The 21037-nt window shown below is 68.3% G+C and carries 23 protein-coding genes and 1 pseudogene; 7 read left to right on the top strand and 17 right to left on the bottom strand.

The window, feature by feature from the left end:
• The 4 genes and pseudogenes from DIE11_RS35220 to DIE11_RS37325 all read right to left on the bottom strand — a co-directional run.
• A pseudogene (locus DIE11_RS35220) lies at positions 1–146 on the bottom strand (aspartate aminotransferase family protein); the annotation flags it as partial.
• Positions 147–182: 36 nt separating this feature from the next.
• The gene (locus DIE11_RS35215; RefSeq protein WP_124629790.1) at positions 183–1520 is read right to left on the bottom strand and encodes a glutamine synthetase family protein; all 1338 of its coding nucleotides are present in this window, start codon (positions 1518–1520) and stop codon (positions 183–185) included.
• 28 nt (positions 1521–1548) lie between these two features.
• Positions 1549–2334: a gamma-glutamyl-gamma-aminobutyrate hydrolase family protein gene (locus tag DIE11_RS35210; protein WP_124629789.1), complete on the bottom strand. Its 786-nt coding sequence runs from the start codon at positions 2332–2334 to the stop codon at positions 1549–1551.
• Between the two features lie 285 nt (positions 2335–2619).
• A complete protein-coding gene (locus DIE11_RS37325; RefSeq protein ID WP_006488040.1) occupies positions 2620–2802 on the bottom strand; it encodes a hypothetical protein in 183 nt (60 codons plus the stop codon).
• Between the two features lie 468 nt (positions 2803–3270).
• On the opposite strand from DIE11_RS37325, the gene DIE11_RS35200 reads away from it, so the two are divergent.
• Together DIE11_RS35200 and DIE11_RS35195 are read left to right on the top strand one after the other, a co-directional pair.
• Complete coding sequence (locus DIE11_RS35200; protein WP_014895828.1) at positions 3271–3822, top strand: cupin domain-containing protein; 552 nt, start codon at positions 3271–3273, stop codon at positions 3820–3822.
• An 85-nt stretch (positions 3823–3907) separates the two neighbouring features.
• A complete protein-coding gene (locus DIE11_RS35195) occupies positions 3908–5398 on the top strand; it encodes an aldehyde dehydrogenase (RefSeq protein ID WP_059685334.1) in 1491 nt (496 codons plus the stop codon).
• Positions 5399–5447: 49 nt separating this feature from the next.
• On the opposite strand, the gene DIE11_RS35190 is transcribed toward DIE11_RS35195, so the two are convergent.
• Entirely contained in the window at positions 5448–5648 is a 201-nt protein-coding gene (locus tag DIE11_RS35190; RefSeq protein WP_006754615.1) for a heavy-metal-associated domain-containing protein, read from the bottom strand.
• Positions 5649–5980: 332 nt separating this feature from the next.
• Between DIE11_RS35190 and DIE11_RS35180 the strand changes: the two genes are divergently transcribed.
• The gene (locus tag DIE11_RS35180; RefSeq protein WP_059605730.1) at positions 5981–6313 is read left to right on the top strand and encodes a cupredoxin domain-containing protein; all 333 of its coding nucleotides are present in this window, start codon (positions 5981–5983) and stop codon (positions 6311–6313) included.
• 12 nt (positions 6314–6325) lie between these two features.
• Positions 6326–7162 carry an FTR1 family protein gene (locus tag DIE11_RS35175; protein ID WP_124629788.1) on the top strand — a complete coding sequence of 279 codons (837 nt, stop codon included), beginning with the start codon at positions 6326–6328 and terminating at the stop codon, positions 7160–7162.
• Between the two features lie 86 nt (positions 7163–7248).
• Here DIE11_RS35175 and DIE11_RS35170 read toward each other — a convergent pair whose 3' ends face one another.
• From DIE11_RS35170 to DIE11_RS35140, 7 genes are all read right to left on the bottom strand, one after another.
• Positions 7249–7467 (bottom strand): hypothetical protein, encoded by a 219-nt coding sequence (locus tag DIE11_RS35170; RefSeq protein WP_059450688.1) that lies wholly within the window; start codon positions 7465–7467, stop codon positions 7249–7251.
• Positions 7467–7937, bottom strand: a complete 471-nt coding sequence (locus DIE11_RS35165) for a hypothetical protein (RefSeq protein WP_124629787.1) — start codon at positions 7935–7937, stop codon at positions 7467–7469. The genes DIE11_RS35170 and DIE11_RS35165 overlap by 1 nt, the downstream gene beginning before the upstream one ends.
• Positions 7938–7987: 50 nt before the next feature.
• The gene (gene glmS / locus DIE11_RS35160) at positions 7988–9805 is read right to left on the bottom strand and encodes a glutamine--fructose-6-phosphate transaminase (isomerizing) (RefSeq protein WP_124629786.1); all 1818 of its coding nucleotides are present in this window, start codon (positions 9803–9805) and stop codon (positions 7988–7990) included.
• A gap of 55 nt (positions 9806–9860) precedes the next feature.
• Complete coding sequence (glmU, locus tag DIE11_RS35155; RefSeq protein ID WP_124629785.1) at positions 9861–11222, bottom strand: bifunctional UDP-N-acetylglucosamine diphosphorylase/glucosamine-1-phosphate N-acetyltransferase GlmU; 1362 nt, start codon at positions 11220–11222, stop codon at positions 9861–9863.
• A 134-nt stretch (positions 11223–11356) separates the two neighbouring features.
• On the bottom strand, positions 11357–12352 hold the full coding sequence (ttcA, locus tag DIE11_RS35150) for a tRNA 2-thiocytidine(32) synthetase TtcA (RefSeq protein WP_059605714.1): 996 nt from the start codon (positions 12350–12352) through the stop codon (positions 11357–11359).
• Entirely contained in the window at positions 12349–12753 is a 405-nt protein-coding gene (locus DIE11_RS35145; RefSeq protein WP_059450683.1) for a dihydroneopterin aldolase, read from the bottom strand. Before DIE11_RS35145 ends, ttcA begins: the two co-directional genes overlap by 4 nt.
• A gap of 78 nt (positions 12754–12831) precedes the next feature.
• Positions 12832–13575 (bottom strand): SDR family oxidoreductase, encoded by a 744-nt coding sequence (locus DIE11_RS35140; protein ID WP_124629784.1) that lies wholly within the window; start codon positions 13573–13575, stop codon positions 12832–12834.
• A gap of 13 nt (positions 13576–13588) precedes the next feature.
• Here DIE11_RS35140 and DIE11_RS35135 point away from each other — a divergent pair, with 13 nt between their 5' ends.
• Together DIE11_RS35135 and DIE11_RS35130 are read left to right on the top strand one after the other, a co-directional pair.
• Positions 13589–14779, top strand: a complete 1191-nt coding sequence (locus tag DIE11_RS35135) for a class I SAM-dependent methyltransferase (RefSeq protein ID WP_124629783.1) — start codon at positions 13589–13591, stop codon at positions 14777–14779.
• A 13-nt stretch (positions 14780–14792) separates the two neighbouring features.
• On the top strand, positions 14793–14987 hold the full coding sequence (locus DIE11_RS35130) for a DUF2905 domain-containing protein (protein WP_057928625.1): 195 nt from the start codon (positions 14793–14795) through the stop codon (positions 14985–14987).
• Between the two features lie 77 nt (positions 14988–15064).
• On the opposite strand, the gene DIE11_RS35125 is transcribed toward DIE11_RS35130, so the two are convergent.
• The 5 genes from DIE11_RS35125 to DIE11_RS35105 all read right to left on the bottom strand — a co-directional run bounded on the left by DIE11_RS35125 (position 15065) and on the right by DIE11_RS35105 (position 20773).
• Positions 15065–15286 carry a hypothetical protein gene (locus tag DIE11_RS35125; protein ID WP_059450680.1) on the bottom strand — a complete coding sequence of 74 codons (222 nt, stop codon included), beginning with the start codon at positions 15284–15286 and terminating at the stop codon, positions 15065–15067.
• 98 nt (positions 15287–15384) lie between these two features.
• Positions 15385–16293: a carbohydrate kinase gene (locus tag DIE11_RS35120; RefSeq protein WP_059605704.1), complete on the bottom strand. Its 909-nt coding sequence runs from the start codon at positions 16291–16293 to the stop codon at positions 15385–15387.
• Positions 16290–17570, bottom strand: a complete 1281-nt coding sequence (locus tag DIE11_RS35115) for an AGE family epimerase/isomerase (protein ID WP_124629782.1) — start codon at positions 17568–17570, stop codon at positions 16290–16292. Before DIE11_RS35115 ends, DIE11_RS35120 begins: the two co-directional genes overlap by 4 nt.
• Positions 17567–18586: a LacI family DNA-binding transcriptional regulator gene (locus tag DIE11_RS35110; protein ID WP_124629781.1), complete on the bottom strand. Its 1020-nt coding sequence runs from the start codon at positions 18584–18586 to the stop codon at positions 17567–17569. The genes DIE11_RS35115 and DIE11_RS35110 overlap by 4 nt, the downstream gene beginning before the upstream one ends.
• 348 nt (positions 18587–18934) lie before the next feature.
• A complete protein-coding gene (locus tag DIE11_RS35105) occupies positions 18935–20773 on the bottom strand; it encodes a phosphodiesterase (protein WP_124629780.1) in 1839 nt (612 codons plus the stop codon).
• Here DIE11_RS35105 and DIE11_RS36645 point away from each other — a divergent pair.
• The coding region (locus DIE11_RS36645) for a hypothetical protein (RefSeq protein WP_185633873.1) at positions 20772–21037 on the top strand (266 nt) is incomplete at its 3' end. The genes DIE11_RS35105 and DIE11_RS36645 overlap by 2 nt on opposite strands.

Raw genomic sequence — 21037 nt, 5'->3', positions numbered from 1 at the left:
TTGAGCGCGCCCATGTCCGAGAACGGGTGGATGTGGTGCGCGGCGTCGAGCGCGCGGTATTCGGCGGTCGAGCGTGCCTGCGTCGTGCGCGGTGCGGCGGCCGGCGCGGCCGGCTGGATCCAGGCAGATTCATTGCGGTAAGTCATGTTTCCTCCGTGATTCCGTATTCGTCGTGCGCACGCTCAGACGTGCAGCAGCAGATGGCGGCGTTCCCACGAGCTGATCACGCGGAAGAACGCTTCGTATTCGGTTTCCTTCAGCGCGAAATACGCCTTCAGGAACTTGTGGCCGAGAATTTCGCCGAGCGGCTCGCATGCGGCCATCAGCGTGAGCCCTTCCTCGAGGTTGCGCGGCAGCTGGTACGGCAGTTCGTAGCCGTCGCTGACGAGCGGTTCGGTCGGTTCGAGACGCTGCGTCATGCCGAGATAGCCGGCCGCGAGCGTCGCCGCGAGCGCGAGGTACGGGTTGCAGTCGACGCCCGGGATCCGGTTCTCGATGCGGCGCGCGGCCGGGCCCGAGTGCGGGATGCGGAAGCCGACCGTGCGGTTGTCGTAGCCCCACTGCACGTTGATCGGCGCGGCCATGAAGCGCGACAGCCGGCGGTACGAATTGATGTACGGCGCGAAGATCGGCATCAAGGCGGGCGTGTATTTCTGCAGCCCCGCGAGGTAGTTGTAGAACATCGACGTCGCGCCGCCGGTTTCCCGCGACGTGAACAGGTTCTGGCCCGTCTCCTCGTCGACGATGCTCTGGTGCACGTGCATCGCCGAACCCGGCTCGTTTTCCATCGGCTTCGCCATGAACGTCGCGTACATGTTGTGACGCAGCGCGGCCTCGCGCACCGTGCGCTTGAACAGGAACACCTGGTCGGCGAGCGACAGCGCGTCGCCGTGCATGAAGTTGATCTCCATCTGCGCGGCGCCGACTTCGTGGATCAGCGTGTCGATATCGAGGTTCTGTGCTTCGCAGTACTCGTAGATGTCCTCGAACAGCGGGTCGAACTCGTTGACCGCCTCGATCGAATACGACTGGCGGCCCGTCTCGGGGCGGCCCGTGCGGCCGACAGGCGGACGCAGCGGCAGGTCCGGATCCTTGTTCATGTCGACCAGGTAGAACTCGAGCTCCGGCGCGACGACGGGCTTCCAGCCCTTCGCCTTGTACAGGTCGAGCACGCGGCGCAGCACGTAGCGCGGCGAGATCTCGACCGGCGAGCCGTCGAAGTGCACGCAGTCGTGGATCACTTGCGCGGTCGGGTCGACCGCCCACGGGATCAGGCGAATGGTCGACGTGTCGGGCACGCACACCATGTCGGGGTCGGTCACGCCGGTCAGCGAGCCGTCTTCCGGATACTCGCCGGTGACGGTCTGCACCATCACGGCCTGCGGCAGGCGCATCGATTCGCCGGACGTGAACTTGTTGCGCGGCGTGATCTTGCCGCGCGCGATGCCGGCCATGTCGGGAATGATCGCTTCGATCTCGGTGATCCGGTGCTGCTTCAGAAATTCGTCGATGTCTTGCATGTTCGTTCTCGTTGGTTGTTCGACGCGCTCATGCGAGCGCGGCGGCGGCCCTGGTGCGCTCGCGGGCGTTCCGGCGGGCGCGGCATGCGTCGCCGAAGGCGCGGAAGATCGCGCTCGACAGCGGGTCATGCGCATGCCGCCATTCCGGGTGCCATTGCACGGCGAGGGCGAAGGCCGGTGCGTCGACGACGCTGACGGCCTCGATCAGGCCGTCCGGCGCGACGGCTTCGACGGCGAGGCCGGCACCGAGCTGCGCGACGCCCTGTTTGTGCAGCGAGTTCACGTGCACGTCATCGCGGCCGCCGGCGAGCGTGTGCAGCACGCCGCCGGGCGTCAGGCGCACGACGTGCGCGGGGCCGTATTGCGTGTCCATCGGCGCGTCGTCGTCCTCGCGGTGATCGGCGAGGCCGGGCACTTCGTGCACGCGCTGATGCAGCGTGCCGCCGCAGACGACGTTCAGCTCCTGGAAGCCGCGGCACACGGCCAGCACGGGCACGCCAGCGGCGATCGCCGCACGCAGCAGCGGCAGCGTCGTCGCGTCACGCGCGGGATCGTGCTTCGTGCCGGGCTCGCTCGGCTCGCCGCCATACAGGTGCGGCTCGACGTTCGAATAGCTGCCGGTAAACAACAGGCCGTCGACCGTGGCGAGCACGTCGTCGGTCGACTGGCGATCGCCGAGCGCGGGCAGCACCATCGCGAGCGCGTGTGCGCCGTCGACGATCGCCGCGACGTACTTGTCGCCGACCGTGTGCGACGCATGTGCGCCGATTTGCGTGAAGTCGGCGGTGATGCCGACGAGGGGTTTCCTTTCCATGACGTCAATCAGTTGTCCGTAGGGCCATGGCGTGCGTTACGCGGGAAAATCGCGAAATGCAGGCGCGACACGGCCCCGCAGCCTGGCGAAATGCGCAAGGCCGCTGGTGAATGGGCGCAACGGGTTCGCATGGCGATCCGCGCTGCGCGCGACGGTCAGGCCGTCGTTCGTTTCGTTGCGCTGCGCGACGCGGCAATGGATGCGCGAACGCGTTCCGTCACCGCGCAGACGACGCGGCTGACGAGCAGGCAGTTGAAACGAACGACGAGAAAAGGAGGAGAGGCGCTATGGCAGCAGCGATGCGACTTCGTCGGTATCGACGGCCACGAACGCGCGTGCGGAAACGGCGTTGTGACGGCGAACGGAACGACGGGACAGGATGGTGTAGATCGACAGATGCAGCAGGCGAGGACTATGCCAGCCGCAACTGCCATCGGAAGCGGGAACAGCGCTGCGCAAACTTCGCACATCGCCTCGATCCCACCTCACCAGAGGGCCACGGACTCTCACGATTACACTCGACTGGTTTGTTGAAAGTATTGAACACCTGATCGTTTCGGCGCGTGAGGCGTTTAAAATAATCGAGGTGCCGGACCTGCGTCATTTACATCGATGGGCATCAATTTTTACGTTGCAATAACGTTTTTCGGTGCCGATGAATGGCCAATGACGCTGACCTGAGAGCCAGCATATACGAGCCAAAAACGGCGTCAAATGTTTTTTGACGGTCTCGTGTCAGGGCTTTCCCGAGGCACTCCGAACAAAATATTCGTAAATGGAATGACCCGCTGGGTGTTCATTATTTCGAACGCCTTTCAGGGTTTTCCCCGCTGATGCGCGGCATAAAGTGATTAGAATATTCAACGGCTGCGTAACGCCGCTCCACGCGTCGTTTCACTTTTTCACCGCACTTCTATCGTGTCCGAAACCGAATCGATGTCCACCGAAGTCGCCGAGCGCCTGCGTTTCGTGCGCAACAAGCATGGCCTGTCGCAGCGTGAACTCGCGAAGCGGGCCGGCGTGACCAACGGCACGATCTCGCTGATCGAACAGGGGCGCGTAAGCCCGTCGGTCGGCTCGCTGAAGAAACTGCTCGAATGCATTCCGATGAGTCTCGCGGAGTTCTTCACGTTCGAACTCGTCGAATCGCGCTCGGTCGTATCGCGCCGCGACGAGATGCCGAACCTTGGCAACGACGCGCTCGCATTTCATCTCGTCGGCGCGGGCGTGAAGGACCGCAACATGTGCATCATGCGCGAGATCTACCAGCCGCTCGCCGATACGGGGCCCGAGATGCTCGTGCACGCGGGGCACGAGGGCGGCGTGGTCGTTTCGGGCCGGCTCGAGCTCACCGTCGACGGCGCGACCTGGCTGCTCGACCCCGGAGACGGCTACTACTTCGAAAGCCGTTTGCCGCACCGTTTTCGCAATCCCAGCGCGGAACAGCTCTGCGAGGTCGTGTCGGCGAATTCGCCGGCCACCTTCTGAGCCCGCATCACCGCATTCGTCGCCGGCAGTCTTGCCGTTGCGCGGCATGCCGCAGCACGAATGCCACGACAATTGAGGCATCCTGATGAACAAGTTGACTTTGGCTGACTGGCAGGACAAGGCGGCGTCGCTCACGATTGAAGGGCGCGCATTCATCGACGGCACGTCGCGCGACGCGCACGGCGGCAGGACGTTCGACTGCGTGAGCCCGATCGACGGTCGCGTGCTCGCGAAGGTGGCCGACTGCGGAGAGCCCGACGTGAACGCCGCCGTCGCGGCCGCGCGCCGCGCGTTCGACGCCGGCGTGTGGGCCGGACTGAACCCGCGCGCGCGCAAGGCCGTGCTGCTGCGCTGGGCCGCGCTGATGCGCGAGCATCTCGACGAACTTTCGCTGCTCGAGACGCTCGATGCGGGCAAGCCGATCGGCGACACCACGACGGTTGACGTGCCGGGCGCCGCTTATTGCGTCGAGTGGTTCGCCGAAGCGATCGACAAGGTCGGCGGCGAAGTCGCGCCGGCCGACCATCATCTCGTCGGTCTCGTCACGCGCGAGCCGGTCGGCGTGGTGGCGGCCGTCGTGCCGTGGAACTTCCCGATCCTGATGGCCGCATGGAAGTTCGGCCCGGCGCTCGCGGCCGGCAACAGCGTCGTGCTGAAGCCGTCGGAGAAATCGCCGCTGACCGCGATCCGCGTCGCGCAGCTCGCATACGAGGCCGGCATCCCGGCCGGCGTGTTCAACGTCGTGCCGGGCGCAGGCGAACCGGGCAAGCTGCTCGCGCTGCATCGCGATGTCGACTGCATCGCGTTCACCGGCTCCACCGCGGTCGGCAAGCTGATCATGCAGTACGCCGCGCAGTCGAACCTGAAGCGCGCGTGGCTCGAGCTCGGCGGCAAGTCGCCGAACATCGTGCTGCCGGATTGTCCGGACCTCGACCGCGCCGCGCAGGCCGCGGCCGGGGCGATCTTCTACAACATGGGCGAGATGTGCACGGCCGGCTCGCGCCTGCTCGTGCATCGCGACATCAAGGACGCGTTCATCGAGAAGCTGGTGGCGGCCGCGCGCGCGTACGTGCCGGGCAACCCGCTCGATCCGTCGGTATCGATGGGCGCGATCGTCGACGGGATCCAGCTCGAGCGCGTGCTCGGCTACATCGATGCCGGGCGCAAGGAAGGCACGCTCGTCACGGGCGGCGCGCGCGTGAAGGAGGAGACGGGCGGCTTCTACGTGGAACCGACGGTGTTCGAGGTAAAGCCCGATGCGAAGATCGCGCGCGAGGAGATCTTCGGCCCCGTGCTGTCGGTGATCGTGTTCGACGATGTCGACGAGGCGGTGCGGATCGCGAACGACACCGAATACGGGCTGGCCGCGGCCGTGTGGACGTCGAACCTGACGACCGCGCACGACGTGTCGCGCCGGCTGCGGGCGGGCACGGTGTGGGTGAACTGCTACGACGAAGGCGGCGACATGAACTTCCCGTTCGGCGGCTACAAGCAGTCGGGCAACGGCCGCGACAAGTCGCTGCACGCGCTCGAGAAATACACCGAGCTGAAGTCGACGCTGATCCGGCTGCGCTGACGCGGCCGGTGTACGGGCGCGGTGCCGAGGGGCGCCGCGCCCGCGCGCGTCAGGCCGAGCGCAATGCCGGGTGGAAGCCCGCGGCTTCGATGATCGACTGCACGCGTTCGGCGCCTTGCGCCGATTCGACCTTGACCGTCTTCGCGGCCACGTCGATGTCGAGCTTCGCGGCCGGGTCCGCTGCCGTCACGGCGCGCGTGATGGCGTTGGCGCAGCCGCCGCAGGTCATGTCCTGGACTTCGAATTCCATCGTGTTCTCCTGGGTTGATTGGCGATTCACAAACATCGCCAGCATGAAGCTTGCCATGGTGGGAAGGTCAAGCCATTCGTCGCGTTCGACACTGCACAAGCAATTTGTAAAGCTGATGTCAGACGAATCGCAATCTGCTCGTGTGCGTCAGTCCGAATTTTTCCCGATTGACGGCCGCGTATTGCCGGCGAAATCTCGCGGAGCCTTGCGCGACAAGGTGCGCGTCGCATCACTGACGCCCGATGTCCATGCCATGAGTAAGGGTACTGGGAGAGGGAAATGCGAATCGATCTTACTATCGATTCCCCTCGATATTTCATTTCGGTACCCGTATGAATCGCTTCGCTTTCGGTTTCGCACTGGCCCTGCTGGGCGCATCGGCAACGTCCGCATTCGCTGCCGACGACGTCGTCAACCTGACCCTGAAGAACCACAAGTTTTCGCCCGACGGCGTGACGATTCCGGCCGGCAAGAAGGTGAAGTTCGTCGTGAAGAATCTCGATGCGACGCCCGCGGAATTCGAAAGCGACGATTTCAAGGCGGAGAAGGTCGTGCCGGCCGGCAAGTCGGTGGAGATCCTGGTCGGGCCGCTGAACGCCGGCACCTACGAGTTCCACGACGAGTATCATGAAGCGCAGTCGAAGACGCACCTGACCGTCAAATAAGCGGATATCGCCATGCTGTCTACCGCCCTGATCGTCTTTCGTGAAGTGCTCGAGGCCGCGCTGGTGGTGTCGATCGTGATGGCCGCGACGAAGGGCGTGCCGAGCCGCGGCTGGTGGGTCGGCGGCGGCCTCGTCGGCGGCGTGATCGGCGCCGGCCTGATCGCCGCGTTCGCCGACGTGATTTCGCAGTGGGCCTCCGGCATGGGGCAGGAAGTCTTCAACGCCGGCGTGATGTTCGTCGCGACGCTGATGCTCGCGTGGCACTGCATCTGGATGAGCCGCCACGGCCGCGAGATGGCGCTGCACATGGGCGAGGTCGGCCGAGCCGTCGCAGCCGGCAGCCGGCCGCTGACGGGGCTCGCGATCGTCGTCGGCGTCGCGGTGCTGCGCGAGGGCTCCGAGGCCGTGCTGTTCCTGTACGGCATCGCGGCGGGCGATCCGGGACAGACGCCGCAGATGATCGTCGGCGGGCTGCTCGGCGTGCTGGGCGGCGCCGGGCTCGGCTACGCGATGTATGCGGGCCTGCTGCAGATTCCACTCAAGCGCCTTTTCTCCGTCACCAACGCGCTGATCGTGCTGCTCGCGGCGGGGATGGCGAGCCAGTGCGTCGGCTTCCTGCTTGCCGCCGGCCTCGTGCCGTCGTGGGGCGATGCGGTCTGGGATACCTCGTGGCTGCTGAAGGAATCGAGCATCGTCGGCAAGGCGCTGCATACGCTGATCGGCTATACCGCGCGTCCGGCGGGGATCCAGATCGTTGCGTACGTCGTCACGCTGGTCGCGATCGTCGTGCTGGCGCGGCTCGTCGGCCGGCCCCGGACGGTGGTGCCGCCGCCGCGGCCCGTTGCCTGAGCGGGCCGGGGCCGAATGCAGAAAGGGGCGTCATGGACGCCCCTTTTTTCTTGCGTTGACGGCTCGCGCGCAGCCGCGCGGCCCGTTCAGCGATGGTTGTCGATCCATGCGCGGGCCCATTCGAGCCCCGCTTCGCGCGCTTCGTCCTCGGTATCGAACACGCCGAGCACGCCCGACGCTTCGACGAGCCGATTGTTCTGCGTGATCGTGCCGCTCGCTGCGAAGCGTTCGGGCTGCAGGATTTCATCCTGCTGCAGGATCGAATGGCCCCAGATCTGGTAGCCGTGATAGGTCTGCGCTTCCATTATCGCGTCACCTCCGCGGAGCGGCTGCTCGTGCCGACACGCAGCACGTTGCCGTCCGGTGTGTATTGCCGCGGGATGTCCGAGAACTTGAGTGCGTGCGGCGTGTCGGGCATGGCCGGCTGCATCACCGTGAGCCGGCCGGGCGTAGGCTGCGCGACCGGGCGCGGTGCGGCCGGCGCATCGACCGTCGCGGCGGTCGGTCGATGCGGCGTGCTTTTCACGGCTTGTGCGACGCGGCGCTTGTGCGGCTTGACCGCAGCCTTCGGCTGCACGCTCGCGTGCTTTTCCACGGTCTTGCCGCCGGCGTGCGCGTCGGCACCTGGACGCGCTGCCGGCGTGCGGGCATCCGGCGTACGCGCTGCCGGCAACCGCGCCTCGGGCGGGTTCCAGACTTCGACGTAGTGCTCGGCCGCCCAGCCCGTCGACGCGAAGGTCAGCGCCAGCAATCCGCATCCAAACAGTCTTACCATGGTCTCTCCGTCAGTCTCGTCGGCGCGCCGGACCGCGCTGCGCCGATTGCTTACTCCACCGTCACCGACTTCGCGAGGTTGCGCGGTTTGTCGACGTCGGTGCCGCGCGCGCATGCGGTGTGATATGCGAGCAGTTGCAGCGGCACGACGTGCAGGATCGGCGACAGCTGCCCGTAGTGTTCCGGCATCCGGATCACGTGCAGGCCTTCGTCGTTGACGATCTGCGTGTCGGCATCCGCGAACACGTACAGCTCGCCGCCGCGTGCGCGCACTTCCTGCATGTTCGACTTCAGCTTCTCGAGCAGCGTGTCGTTCGGCGCGACCGTGACGACCGGCATCGCTTCAGTGACGAGCGCGAGCGGCCCGTGCTTCAGTTCGCCGGCCGGATACGCCTCCGCATGGATGTACGAGATTTCCTTCAGCTTCAGCGCGCCTTCGAGCGCGATCGGGTAGTGCAGCCCGCGGCCGAGGAACAGCGCGTTTTCCTTGCGCGCGAATTCCTCCGACCACGCGATGATCTGCGGCTCGAGCGCGAGCACGCTGTTCAGCGCGGCCGGCAGGTGGCGCAACTGCTTCAGGAATTCGGCTTCCTGCGCGGCGTCGACGTGCCCGCGCAGCTTGCCGAGCGTCGCGGCCAGCACGAACAGCGCGACGAGCTGCGTCGTGAACGCCTTGGTCGACGCAACGCCGATCTCGGTGCCTGCGTGCGTCAGGAACTGCATCTCGGTGAGGCGCACCATCGCGCTCGTCGCGACGTTGCACACCGCGAGCGTATGCGTGTGGCCGAGCGACTGCGCGTGCTTGAGCGCGGCGAGCGTGTCGGCCGTCTCGCCCGACTGCGAGATCACCAGCACGAGCTGGCGCGGGTTCGGCACGGATTCGCGGTAGCGGTATTCGCTCGCGATCTCGACCTGGGTCGGGATCTTCGCGATCGATTCGAGCCAGTACTTCGCGGTGAGGCCCGAGTAGTAGCTCGTGCCGCACGCGAGGATCAGCAGGCTGTCGATCTCCGCGAACGCGGCGGGGGCCGCATCGCCGAACAGCGTCGCGTCGAACGCTTCGGTTTGCGGCACCGTGTCGCCGATCGCGCGCGGCTGCTCGAAGATTTCCTTCTGCATGAAGTGGCGATACGGGCCCAGCTCGACCGCGCCGCCGTATGCACTGACGACGCGGATCTCGCGCTGCGCGAGCGCGCCGTGACGATCGACGATCTTCACGCCGTCGAGCGACAGCTCGCACACGTCGCCTTCCTCGAGGAACGTGAAGCGGTCGGTGCTGCCGGCCAGCGCGAGTGCGTCGGACGCGAGGAAGTTCTCGCCGTCGCCGTGGCCGACGACGAGCGGCGAACCCTGGCGCGCGCCGACGACGGTGTGTGGCTGGTCCCTGTGCGTCACCGCGATCGCATAGGCGCCGTGCAGCTGCTGCACGGCTTCGCGCACGGCCTCGAACAGGTCGCCGCGATACAGGCTGTGCACGAGGTGCGCGATGACTTCGGTGTCGGTCTGCGACACGAACTCGTAGCCCTTCGCGCGCAGCGCTTCGCGCAGCGGCTCGAAGTTCTCGATGATGCCGTTGTGCACCAGCGCGAGCGCGTTCGACGAGAAGATCGGATGCGCGTTGTTCGTGACGGGCGCGCCGTGCGTCGCCCAGCGCGTGTGCGCGACGCCGGTCGTGCCTTCGAGATGCGATTCCTGCACCTGCGCATCGAGATCGGCGACGCGCGCGACGCTGCGCGCGCGCTTGGGCGCGCCCGGCTCGAGCACGGCGACGCCGCACGAATCGTAGCCACGGTATTCGAGGCGCCGCAATCCTTCGATCAGCACCGGAACGATATTACGCTGCGCAACTGCGCCGACAATGCCGCACATGAATGGGTCAGTCCTGTAAGTCGACGCGGGCGCCGTCCGGGCGCCCGCTAAAGGTTCAGCTCTTCTTCTTGACCGGGCGGACGTAGCCGCTCTTCGTGGTCTGCGTCTTCTCGTTCAATGCGAGCAGGCCGTCGGCAACGTCCTTCCAGATCGTCGTGCCGGCCGCGATCGTCACGCCGCGGCCGACGCGCACCGGCGCGACGAGCTGCGTGTCGGAGCCGACGAACACGTCGTCCTCGATCACGGTGCGGAACTTGTTCGCGCCGTCGTAGTTGCAGGTGATCGTGCCCGCGCCGATGTTCACGCGCGCGCCGATGTCGGCGTCGCCGATGTAGGTGAGGTGGTTCGCCTTCGAACCGTGGCCGATCACCGCGTTCTTCACCTCGACGAAGTTGCCGACGTGCGCCTCGTCCGCGAGCTGCGCGCCGGGGCGCAGCCGCGCGTACGGGCCGATCACGGTGTTCGCGCCGAGCTCGGCGCCGTCGATGTGCGTGAACGCGTCGACGCGCGTGCCGGCGCCGACCGACGCGTTGCGGATCACGCAGTTCGGGCCGATCGTCACGTTGTCGGCGAGCGTCACGTTGCCTTCGAACACGCAGTTCACGTCGATCGACACGTCGCGGCCGCAGCGCAGCGTGCCGCGCACGTCGAGCCGCGCCGGATCGGCGAGCGTGACGCCGTCGACGAGCAGCGCATCGGCGACGTTGCGCTGATGGATGCGCTCGAGCTCCGCGAGCTGCGCCTTGCTGTTCACGCCGAGCGTTTCCCATTCCTCGTCGGGCTGCGCCGTGACGATCTCGAAGCCGGCCTCGATCGCGAGCTCGACGACGTCGGTCAGGTAGTACTCGCCCTGCGCGTTCTCGTTCTTCAGCGCGCCGAGCCACATCGACAGCTGGGCCGTGGGCGTGACGATGATGCCGGTGTTGATCTCGGCGATCTTCAGCTGCTCGGGCGACGCGTCCTTCTGCTCGACGATGCGCGTGACGAAGCCGGACGCGTCGCGCACGATGCGGCCGTAGCCGGTCGGGTCGTCGAGCGTGACGGTCAGAATCCCGTAGCGGCCCTCGCGCGCGGCGTCGACGAGACGCCGCAGCGTCGACGCGCGGGTGAGCGGCACGTCGCCGTACAGCACCAGCGTCGGTTGCGCGGGATCGAGCAGCGGCAGCGCCTGGCGTACCGCGTGGCCGGTGCCGAGCTGCTCGGCCTGCACCGCGAACTGGACGTCGGGCGCGGCGACGGCGGCCTGGACCTGCTCGGCGCCGTGACCGACCACGACGACGAGCCGCGACGGCTGCAGCGTGCGCGCGGTGGCGATGACGTGGGAGAGGAGCGGCCTGCCGGCCAGGGGATGGAGCACTTTCGGCAGCGCGGAACGCATGCGCTTGCCGGTGCCTGCCGCCAAAATCACGATATTCATGGCGCCAGCTTGTCAGAGGAGTTCGAAGCCGTCCATTTTAGCATGCGGCCCCCGTCGTTCCGGGCCTGTCGCGGCGGGGCGACAGCGCCGGAACGACGCTGCGGCCCCGGTTCCGGCGGGTGTTCGGACCCTGCTTACAGGTCGTCGAACTGGACGATCGAGATCGGTTTCGCGGCGCCCGGCGCGGCGGTCTCTTCGCCGGACGCGCACGGCTCCTCGTCGAACGCGATGTCGCCCTGCGGATCGGCAACGCCGGTCGCGCGCAGCGACGCGAACGGGAACTGGGTCGTATCCATCAGGTGCGACGGCACGACGTTCGCGAGCGCGCTGAACATGTTGTCGACGCGGCCCGGGAAGCGCTTGTCCCATTCGCGGATCAGCGCCTTCATTTCCGCGCGCTTCAGGTTCGGCTGGCTGCCGCACAGGTTGCACGGGATGATCGGGAATTCGCGCAGCTCCGCGTATTTCTCGAGATCGGTTTCCTTCACGTATGCGAGCGGGCGGATCACGACGTTCCTGCCGTCGTCCGACTGCAGCTTCGGCGGCATTCCTTTCAGCTTGCCGCCGTAGAACATGTTGAGCAGCAGCGTCTGCAGGATGTCGTCGCGGTGGTGGCCGAGCGCGATCTTGGTCGCGCCGAGCTCGCCGGCCACGCGGTACAGGATCCCGCGGCGCAGCCGCGAGCACAGCGAGCAGGTCGTCTTGCCTTCGGGCACGAGCCGCTTGACGATGCTGTAGGTGTCCTGGTTCTCGATGTGGAACGGCACGCCGACCTGCGTCAGGTACTCGGGCAGCACGTGTTCAGGGAAGCCCGGCTGCTTCTGGTCGAGGTTGACCGCGACGATGTCGAAGTCGATCGGCGCGCGCTCGCGCAGGCGCAGCAGCACGTCGAGCATCGCGTAGCTGTCCTTGCCGCCCGACAGGCACACCATCACCTTGTCGCCCTGCTCGATCATGTTGTAGTCGCCGATCGCCTGGCCGACCTGGCGCACGATCCGCTTGAACAGCTTGTTGTTCTCGTACGCTTCCTTCTGCTCGCGGCGCGTCAGCACGCGGCGGCCGGTGTCGGCGGCGGTGGCTTCGATGGCGGCGCCATCGGCCGCCGTGTCGTTCATGTGGGGGGCGTTCATGCGCGCTCCTCGTCCTTGATGCGAAAGACTTCGACGCCGACGGCGTCGCAGTCCGGATAGGCGTCCGGTTTCTCGGTACAGACGCGTACCGCGCGCACGGCGTCGTGCGCCAGCAGGTTCGCGGCGATCGCGTCGCACAGCGTTTCCTGCAGGTGGATGTGGCCGCGCGCCACGCACTGCGCGACGCTCTGCTTCATCAGGTCGTAGTCGACGACTTCATGCAGCCGGTCGTCGACGGGGGTGGACAGCGCGAGCGGCACGAACAGGTCGACGTTGATGACGACGCGCTGCTCGCCGCGCTTCTCGTGTTCGAAGGCCCCGATGTTGATGTGCACCTCGTAGTCGCGCAGGTAGAGCCTGCGGCAGTCCGCGAGGCGGGGGTGCAGGAGAGCGGAAAACATGGTCGTCCCAGTCAAATTGGCGTGCGCGCACGCAAAGCGGCGCGGGCGGCGGCGATCACGCCGCGCGATCCGCGCGGTTCATTCATTCGGGCCGGCGGCGGGCGGCACCAGGTGCTCGCCGCCGTCGACGGTCAGCGTCGCGCCCGTGACGCCGGGCGCGCTCGCGAGATAGCAGGCCGCCGCCGCGATGTCGTTCGCGTGCGGCGCGTGGCCGCGCACGAGCGCCGCGACGCGCACCTTCGGCGCCAGCGCCAGCGCCAGCGCGGAGGTCGCGCGGTTCAGCGCGGCCTGCATCAGCGCGTGCGACAACTGCGCCGGCGCCGGGTGAAACAGGGCCTGATCCAGAACGTGGATCACGCAGGCGCGCAGCGATTCGTCGTCACGCGCGGCGTCGGGCGTCGCGTCGGCAAGCGCCCGGGCCAGCGCGAGCGGCGCCGTCACGTTGCGCGCGAGCGCGGCGGCGAGCGATGCGCCGTCCACGGTGTGCGCGTCGTCGGTGGCGGCGCATGCACTCACGAACACAGCACAGGCGGGCCGGCCGAGCGCCGCAGCACACGCGGCGACGAGCGCGGCCGCGTCGGTTTCCAGGGCCAGATCGGCGTCGAGCACGGCTGCACGGCGCCCGCGGGCGGCGACTTCGGCGACGAGCGCGTCGGCGGCCGCGCGCGGCGTGCCGGGGCTGCGCTGCACCGCGATGTCCCAGCCGTGCTGCGCGAATCCGGTCGCGAGCGCGCGACCGAGCGACGCGGCGTCGGCCGCGCTGCCCAGCGCGCCGGCGACGAGCGCGATGCGCGGGGGCGACGTATCGGCTGAAACGGTCATTTACAATGCCGGGATGAACCCGAAAGCTCACGAACCCGCTAGTTTACCTGCTCCCGGCCCTGACGCGCTCGCGCAGTCCGAAACCCTTGCCGCGCAACTGCGCGACGAGATCGCGGCGGCCGGCGGCTGGCTGCCGTTCGACCGCTTCATGGAGCGCGCGCTGTATGCGCCCGGCCTCGGCTATTACAGCGGCGGCGCGCGCAAGTTCGGCCGCCGCGCCGACGACGGCAGCGACTTCGTGACGGCCCCCGAGCTGTCGCCGCTGTTCGCGCAGACGCTCGCGAATCCCGTCGCGCAAGCGCTGGCGGCAAGCGGCACGCGCCGCGTGATGGAGTTCGGCGCGGGCACGGGCAAGCTCGCGGCCGGGCTGCTCGCGGCGCTCGATGCGCTCGGCGTCGAGCTCGACGAATACCTGATCGTCGACCTGTCCGGCGAACTGCGCGAACGGCAGCGCGACACGATCGCGGCGGCCGCGCCGGCGCTCGCCGCGAAGGTGCGCTGGCTCGACGCGCTGCCCGAGCGCTTCGACGGCGTCGTGGTCGGCAACGAGGTGCTCGACGCGATGCCGGTGCGCCTCTTCGCGAAGGCGGACGGCGTGTGGCTCGAGCGCGGCGTCGCGCTCGACGCGCGGCACGCATTCGTGTTCAACGACCGGCCCGCCGGTGCGGCCGGCCTGCCGCCGGTGCTCGCGACGCTCGACGTCGACGACGGCTACGTGACCGAGACGCACGAAGCCGCGCTGGCGTTCACGCGTACCGTGTGCACGATGCTCGGGCGTGGCGCGGTGCTGCTGGTCGACTACGGGTTCCCCGCGCACGAGTACTACCATCCGCAGCGCGACCGCGGCACGCTGATGTGCCACTACCGCCATCACGCGCATGACGACGCATTCCTGTACCCGGGGCTGCAGGACATCACCGCACACGTCGAATTCACGGGCATCTACGACGCGGGCGTCGCGACCGGCGCCGACCTGCTCGGCTACACGTCGCAGGCGCGCTTCCTGTTGAACGCAGGCATCACCGACGCGCTGGCCGCGATCGATCCTTCCGACATCCACCAGTTCCTGCCGGCCGCGAACGCGGTGCAGAAGCTGATCTCGGAAGCGGAGATGGGCGAGTTGTTCAAGGTGATCGCGTTCTCGCGCGGGATCGACGGCACGCTCGACGCCTTCGCGCGCGGCGACCGCTCGCACGCGCTCTGACGGGGAGCCCGGGATGCTGCGCTGGCTGATGGCGTCGTTCGTCGCGGTGATGATCCTGACGCGCTGCTGGCCGTGGCTCGGCAAGTTCGGCATCGGGCGGATGCCGGGCGACGTCACGCTGACGCTCGGCGGGCGGCGCTACCCGTTCCCGTTCATGTCGACGCTGGTGCTGACGATGCTGGTGTCGATGGTGGCGCGGCTGCTCTGAGCCGCGCCGAATGCGGCGGCGCGCCGCGACCGGGCCGCGGCGCGCGCGGGATGGTTCGGCGCGTCACGGTTCGCGCGTTACAGTTCGATTTCGCCGAGGATCCGGTGCGCGAGCGCCTTCGCTTCGTCGAACGCCTCTTCCTCGCTCGGACTCGTCGTGTGGACGTCGTAGCGCATGTTCTCCGTCTCGTCGCCGTCGTCCCGGGCGAGGATCACGTAACCCTGGAACTGTCCGTTGGCGGCGTGCTGCGTATGCGCCTTGGCCGTGTAGATGCCTTTCGTGAACGTGTTCGTGTCCATCGTGCCTCTCCCGCAATAGGACACTTCATCGTAGCACTGCGGCGCAGCATGTACAGCGCCGCTAATCGGCGACCGATCAGCGCGCCGTCATCGTCCCGTCACCGTTCGAGCAGCGCGACGACCTCGTCGAGCGTCGGCGCATGCGCGCCCGTATGCCGGCACGCGGCGGCGCCCGCCGCGAGCGCGAACGCGAGATGCTCGCGCCACGACCGCTGCGGCGCGGCCATCAGGCTGAACAGCATGCCGCCGATCGACGCGTCGCCCGCGCCGACGGTGTCGACCACCTCGACGCGCGGCGGGCTGGCCTCGAGCACGTCGCCGTCCGCGTAAAGCGTGGCCGCCTGCGCGCCGCGCGTGACGAGCACGGCCGCGCGCGGATTCAGCGCGCGCACCGCGGCGACCGCATCGGGGCCGTCGCCGCCGAACAGGTGGCGCAGGTCCTCGTCGGACACCTTGATCAGGTCGGCGAGCGCGGCCATCTTCTCGAGCGTCGGCCGGTACGCGGCCGTCATCAGGTTCCGGTAGTTCGGATCGAAGCTGATCTTCACGCCACGCGCGTGCAGGTCGGCCGCGAGCGCGACGAGCGTGCCCGCGAGCGGTTCGCGCACGAGGCTGATGCAGCCGAAGTGCGCCCACTTCACGTGTCCGGCCCAGCCGGCCGGCAGCCGCGCCGGGTCGAACGCGAGATCCGCGCTCGCTTCGCCGATGAAGAAGTACGCGGGCGGCCGCGTCTCGTGGACGATCGCGAGCAGCGGCGCACGCGGCACCCGCTGCAGGAAGCGCAGGTCGAGCCCGGCCGCCTCGCTGGTACGCCACAGCACGTCGGAGAAGCAGTCTTCGCCGATCGCGCCCGCGAGCGCGCTCGGCACGCCGAGCCGCGCGACCGCGCGCGCGACGTTCCAGCCGGCGCCGCCCGGCACCGAGGTCCACTGCGCGTCGCCCGCGCGCACCATGTCGGTCAGGATGTCGCCCGCCGACACGAAGGCCGGAAAGGTGCCGCCGCTCATTGCGTCGGCTCGCTGCGCGCCGCGCGCGCGAGGGTCGCGAGCACGTCGTAGCATGCGCCCATCGTGTGATAGTCGGTCTTGCCGGCCGGGCTCTTCTCGTCGCTGTACTTGCGGTTGTCGCAGGTGAGGATCCGGTACCACGCGCCGTAGCGGTGATCGACGAAATGCGTCCAGCTGTAGCGCCAGATCTCGTCGTACCAGTCCCAGAAGCGCTCGCTGCCGGTGCGCGCGCCGAGCATCGCGGCCGCCGCGAAGGTTTCCGCCTGCACCCAGAAATACTTGTTGTGGTCGCAGATCGTGAAGTCGGGGCCGAAGCCGTAGCAGAGGCCGCCGTGATCGGCGTCCCACGCATGCGTGAGCGCCGCGTCGAACAGCTCGGCCGCGCGCGGCACGAGCCAGTCGAGCGGGCGGTGCCGCTCCAGGATCAGCAGCAGCTTCGCCCATTCGGTCTGGTGCCCGGGCTGGAAGCCCCACGGACGGAAGATGTTCGAGCTGTCCTCCTTGTTGTAGTCCCAGTCGACCGACCAGTCCGCATGGTAGTGCTCCCACACGAGGCCGCCCGACAGCGAAGCCTGGCGCTGCGTGATGTGGGTCGCGAGCTTTTCCGCGCGATCGAGATAGGTGAGATGGCCGGTCGCCTCGTACGCCGCGAGCAGCGCTTCCGTCATGTGCATGTTCGCGTTCTGGCCGCGATACGACGACACGTTCCAGTTCGGCGTCGCGTCGTCCGCGTAGAGGCCGGCGGCCGCGTCCCAGAAGCGGTGCTCGGCGAGCTCGTAGGTCGACGCGATCAGCGCGCGCGCTTCATCGATGCCGGCCATCGCAGCGTGCGCGGCCGCCAGCAGCACGAACGCGAGCCCGTAGCAGTGGCGCGTGCCGTCGAGCGTCGCGCGTTTCGCGCCGTCGCGCCAGTCGAGTTCCCAGTCGTAGCCCTGCAGCGCTTCATCCCAGTGCGCGTCGCGCAGGAAGCGCAGCCCGTGGCGTGCGTAGTCGAGGTGGCGCGGATCGCCGAAATGCCGGTACGCCATCGCGTAGTTGAAGACGAACCGGCAGCTGCTGACCAGGTGCCGCGACGTGCGGTTGTAGATGCTGCCGTCGTCGCGGAAGTAATGGTAGAAGCCGCCCGTCGGATCGAACGCGTTCTGCGCGTAGAAGCGCAGCGTGTCCTCGATGTGCGACAGCAGGAACGACGGATCGCGGAAGCTCGCGACGAACGGTGCCGCTTGCGCGTGAGCGGCCGGCGCGGCCGTGCGGGATTGGACCGGGGGCATGTTCATGATTCGGTGACCGTGGCGGTATCGAGTGCCGGTGAGCCGGCGGGCTGGCTGCTGGCCCGTACGATCAGTTCGACGGGCAGGGAGATCTCGGTGCGCTCGGGCGATTCGGCGAGCAGCAGTTCGACGCCGCGGCGGCCGAGCGCTTCCTTGTCGACGGCGAGCGTCGTGAGCGGTGGGTTCGCGTGCGCGGCGGCCGGGATGTCGTCGAAGCCGACGATCGCGATGTCTTCCGGAATCCGCACGCCGCGTGCGATGCACACGCGCTGCGCGGCCAGCGCGGCGGCGTCGTTGTACGCGAACACGGCGTCCGGGCGTGGGCCGGGCGCGTCGAGCAGCTGCTGCATCGCGCGCGCGGCGCCGGTGTCGGGGTCGAGCCCGGCGTCGATCGTCACTTCGTACGCGGGATCGAACAGCCTCCCGGCTTCGAAGAACGCGCGGCGGTAGCCGATCGCGCGCTGCGCGATGCTGAAGTGCGCGGCCGAGCCGCCGATGAACGCGATCCGCGAGCGGCCGATGGCGAGCAGGTGGCGCATCGCGAGCGCCGCGCCCGTCGCGTTGTCGATGTTCACCGAGCGCAGGCCGGGCGCCCACAGGTCGATCAGCACGAGCGGCCGGCCGGTCGCGGCGAGCGCCTCGATCGTCTCGGGCTCGATGAAGCCGGCCACCGCGATCGCGTCGGGCGCGTGCGGGCGCATCTGGCGCAGCACGTCGTCGTTCGGGCCGACCGTGAGCAGCGTCGGCACGATGCCGCGCTCGCGGCACGCGTCCTCGACGCCGTGCAGCACGTGCGAGAAGAACGGGCTGGCGGGAAAGCGGTTGTGCTGGCGGTGCAGCAGGAACGTGAGCCGGCGGATGCGCGGGCGCAACTGGGCCGGGTCGTAGCCGAGGTGCTGCGCGATCTCGACGACGCGCGCCCGCGTGGTTTCCGACAGGCCCGGCTGGTTTTTCAGCGCGCGGGAGACGGTGCCGATCGAGACCTCTGCCGCCCGCGCTACGTCGCGAATGGTGGTGCCCATCGTTCGGGTCCGGTTTGTTTAGGATGACGGCGATTGTATAGTAAAACACGGCGCCAAATTCGGGCCGGATAACCGGGGAATACCCGGAAATAACGGGTTTTTACGCGCTAATCTGCGAAAACGACGTTACTAAAAATACTAAACAAAATGCGGAAAAGGCAAGGTGATCGCATGGAAAGGGGCGATGCCGGCGGGGCGGACGAGGCGCACGCGTTCGGATGCCCGGTCCGCGACGGACGAGCGGCAGGCCGTTGCCCGGAGTCGATCGGGCGGGCCCAGATGCGCGGGCGCCGGCACCGCCGTCCGCACCGGCCGGCAGCGCGCTTGCGTGCGGCAACCGCCCGCCGTTCAGTCCGCCGCCGCGTGCGGCGGCCCGCCGCGATCGCGCAGCGCCGCGCGGCCTGCATCGAGATCGACGACCGCGAGCCCGCCCGGCTGCTGTTTCGCGCGCCGCTTCGCGAGCGCCGCGACCGACGCGATCTCGTCGCTGCCATAGCGCATCGCGCCGTGCGCACCCGCCGGCACGCCGACCGCGCCGATCGCCATCGTCACGAAGCCGAAGAACGCCGGGTTGCCGTGGCGGTCCTCGCCGCGCAGCCCGCCTGCCTGCCGGTCGGCCTGCGTGTAGAAGCGCTGCGCGCCTTCGTTGAAGCGCGCGATCGCGTCGGTTGCGCGCACGTGCCAGTCGTCGTGCTGGAACAGCACGAGGAAATCGTCGCCGCCGACGTGCCCGAGAAAGTCGCGCTGCGGGTCGCACACGCCGGCCAGCACCGTCGCGGCGAACTTCAGCACCTCGTCGCCTTGCCAGTAGCCGTACTGGTCGTTGAACGGCTTGAACTGGTTCAGGTCGACGTAGCACGCATGAAAGCCGGCGTCGCGCTGGAGCAGGCGGTCGATGTGCGCGCTGATCGGGATGTTGCCGGGCAGGAAGGTCAGCGGGTTCGCGTAGCGCGCGGCTTCGATGCGCATCTCGGTCACCGCGCGCACGAGGCTCTCGCCGGTGCCGAGCCCGACGTAGCGGCCGTGTTCGGTGATCACGAAGCCGTCCGCGAGATAGCGCTGGTCGTGGCTCGCGAGCAGCGTCGCGAGTTGCTCGAACGTCGTCGCGTTGTCGATCATCAGCGGCGCATCGTTCGCGAACTGCAGGCACGGTTTCTTTCCGAACACCTCGCGGTGATACGGCAGCGCGAAGCGGTCGATGAAGCCGCGGCGATTCACGAGTGCGACCGGCCGCCCGTGTTCGACGAGCGCGACCGCATGCAGGTCGGGCATCCGGTTGAACAGGTCGAGCACGTCGTTGCTGGTCGCGTCGCGCGGCAGCGGCGGCGCGGCGACGAGCATTTTCGCGGCGATCGTGCCGGCCGGCCGCACGGTGCGCGTCGCGCCGGGAAACACCGCGATGTGCGGCGCGCGGATCGCATCGCGCGCGGCCGGCGCGACGACCCGCGACGGCTGCGCGTCCGGCCGCCCGAGCAGGAAGCCCTGCACGCAGCAGATGCCCATGTCGCGCACGACGATCAGGTCGCATTCGTTCTCGATGCCTTCCGCGATCAGTCGCGCGCCGCTCGCCTGCGCGAAGTGCTGCATGGCCTTCACGGCCTCGAACTTGAGCGGGTCGCGCGAGATGTCGTGGATGAAGAAGCGGTCAACCTTCACGACGTCCGGCTGCAGGCGCAGCCACAGGTTCATGCTCGCGTTGGCGGTGCCGTAGTCGTCGAGCGCGAACTGGATGCCGGCGTCGCGCAGCGACGCGACCGCCGGCCCGATGTGCGCGACATCCAGTATCGCGTTCTGCTCGGTCAGCTCGATCACGATGCGCTCCGCGCCGATGCGCGCGCGGCCGAGAAACTGGCGCGCGCGCTCGCGCTCGATGGCGAGCTGCAGGATCGTGCCGGCGCTGAAATTGAGGAACAGCTTGCCGTCGCAGCCGAGCGCCGCGAACGCGTCTAGGCAGGTGAGCGCGGCGGCCTGTTCGAGCGCGATGGTCGCGCCTTCGCGCGCGGCCTGCGCGAACAGCGCGGCCGGCGCCTCGAGGTCGGTGCCGCGTGGGCCGCGGATCAGGCCTTCGTAGCCGACGACCGTCCCCGACCCGAGGTCGACGATCGGCTGGAACACGGCCGCGAGCGCACGCTCCACGATCAGGCGCGTGGTGTGGGCGGTGGACGAGTCGGGATGGGGCGCGGGCATGGGCGAGGGTGAGGGTGAGGGCGGCAGAGGCGACGGGACGCCCGACTTTAACGGCAGCGTGTGCGAAGAATTGAATGAAGATTTCGTGACGCGATGCGCGTTGATGGTGCATGCGTCGCGTTGGGTGGACGGGGGGCGGTGCGACGGAGGGGGCGGTGCGACGGAGGGGGCGGAGGGGGCGGAGGAGGCGGAGGAAGCGGAGGAGGCGGAAGAAGCGGAAGAAGCGGAAGAAGCGGAAGAAGCGGAAGAAGCGGAAGAAGCGGA

The sequence above is a fragment of the Burkholderia sp. Bp9012 genome, from assembly GCF_003853825.1.
Lineage (GTDB): Bacteria > Pseudomonadota > Gammaproteobacteria > Burkholderiales > Burkholderiaceae > Burkholderia > Burkholderia diffusa.
Note: the sequence above shows the minus strand (reverse complement) of the source record. Positions and strands in the feature narration are given on the sequence as shown.

Bases quoted from the DNA above. Each gene is read 5' to 3' on its own strand.
- DIE11_RS35215 (WP_124629790.1), bottom strand. From the start codon at position 1,520: ATGCAAGACATCGACGAATTTCTGAAGCAGCACCGGATCACCGAGATC.
- DIE11_RS35210 (WP_124629789.1), bottom strand. From the start codon at position 2,334: ATGGAAAGGAAACCCCTCGTCGGCATCACCGCCGACTTCACGCAAATC.
- DIE11_RS35200 (WP_014895828.1), top strand. From the start codon at position 3,271: ATGTCCACCGAAGTCGCCGAGCGCCTGCGTTTCGTGCGCAACAAGCAT.
- DIE11_RS35195 (WP_059685334.1), top strand. From the start codon at position 3,908: ATGAACAAGTTGACTTTGGCTGACTGGCAGGACAAGGCGGCGTCGCTC.
- DIE11_RS35190 (WP_006754615.1), bottom strand. From the start codon at position 5,648: ATGGAATTCGAAGTCCAGGACATGACCTGCGGCGGCTGCGCCAACGCC.
- DIE11_RS35180 (WP_059605730.1), top strand. From the start codon at position 5,981: ATGAATCGCTTCGCTTTCGGTTTCGCACTGGCCCTGCTGGGCGCATCG.
- DIE11_RS35175 (WP_124629788.1), top strand. From the start codon at position 6,326: ATGCTGTCTACCGCCCTGATCGTCTTTCGTGAAGTGCTCGAGGCCGCG.
- DIE11_RS35170 (WP_059450688.1), bottom strand. From the start codon at position 7,467: ATGGAAGCGCAGACCTATCACGGCTACCAGATCTGGGGCCATTCGATC.
- DIE11_RS35165 (WP_124629787.1), bottom strand. From the start codon at position 7,937: ATGGTAAGACTGTTTGGATGCGGATTGCTGGCGCTGACCTTCGCGTCG.
- glmS (WP_124629786.1), bottom strand. From the start codon at position 9,805: ATGTGCGGCATTGTCGGCGCAGTTGCGCAGCGTAATATCGTTCCGGTG.
- glmU (WP_124629785.1), bottom strand. From the start codon at position 11,222: ATGAATATCGTGATTTTGGCGGCAGGCACCGGCAAGCGCATGCGTTCC.
- ttcA (WP_059605714.1), bottom strand. From the start codon at position 12,352: ATGAACGCCCCCCACATGAACGACACGGCGGCCGATGGCGCCGCCATC.
- DIE11_RS35145 (WP_059450683.1), bottom strand. From the start codon at position 12,753: ATGTTTTCCGCTCTCCTGCACCCCCGCCTCGCGGACTGCCGCAGGCTC.
- DIE11_RS35140 (WP_124629784.1), bottom strand. From the start codon at position 13,575: ATGACCGTTTCAGCCGATACGTCGCCCCCGCGCATCGCGCTCGTCGCC.
- DIE11_RS35135 (WP_124629783.1), top strand. From the start codon at position 13,589: ATGAACCCGAAAGCTCACGAACCCGCTAGTTTACCTGCTCCCGGCCCT.
- DIE11_RS35130 (WP_057928625.1), top strand. From the start codon at position 14,793: ATGCTGCGCTGGCTGATGGCGTCGTTCGTCGCGGTGATGATCCTGACG.
- DIE11_RS35125 (WP_059450680.1), bottom strand. From the start codon at position 15,286: ATGGACACGAACACGTTCACGAAAGGCATCTACACGGCCAAGGCGCAT.
- DIE11_RS35120 (WP_059605704.1), bottom strand. From the start codon at position 16,293: ATGAGCGGCGGCACCTTTCCGGCCTTCGTGTCGGCGGGCGACATCCTG.
- DIE11_RS35115 (WP_124629782.1), bottom strand. From the start codon at position 17,570: ATGAACATGCCCCCGGTCCAATCCCGCACGGCCGCGCCGGCCGCTCAC.
- DIE11_RS35110 (WP_124629781.1), bottom strand. From the start codon at position 18,586: ATGGGCACCACCATTCGCGACGTAGCGCGGGCGGCAGAGGTCTCGATC.
- DIE11_RS35105 (WP_124629780.1), bottom strand. From the start codon at position 20,773: ATGCCCGCGCCCCATCCCGACTCGTCCACCGCCCACACCACGCGCCTG.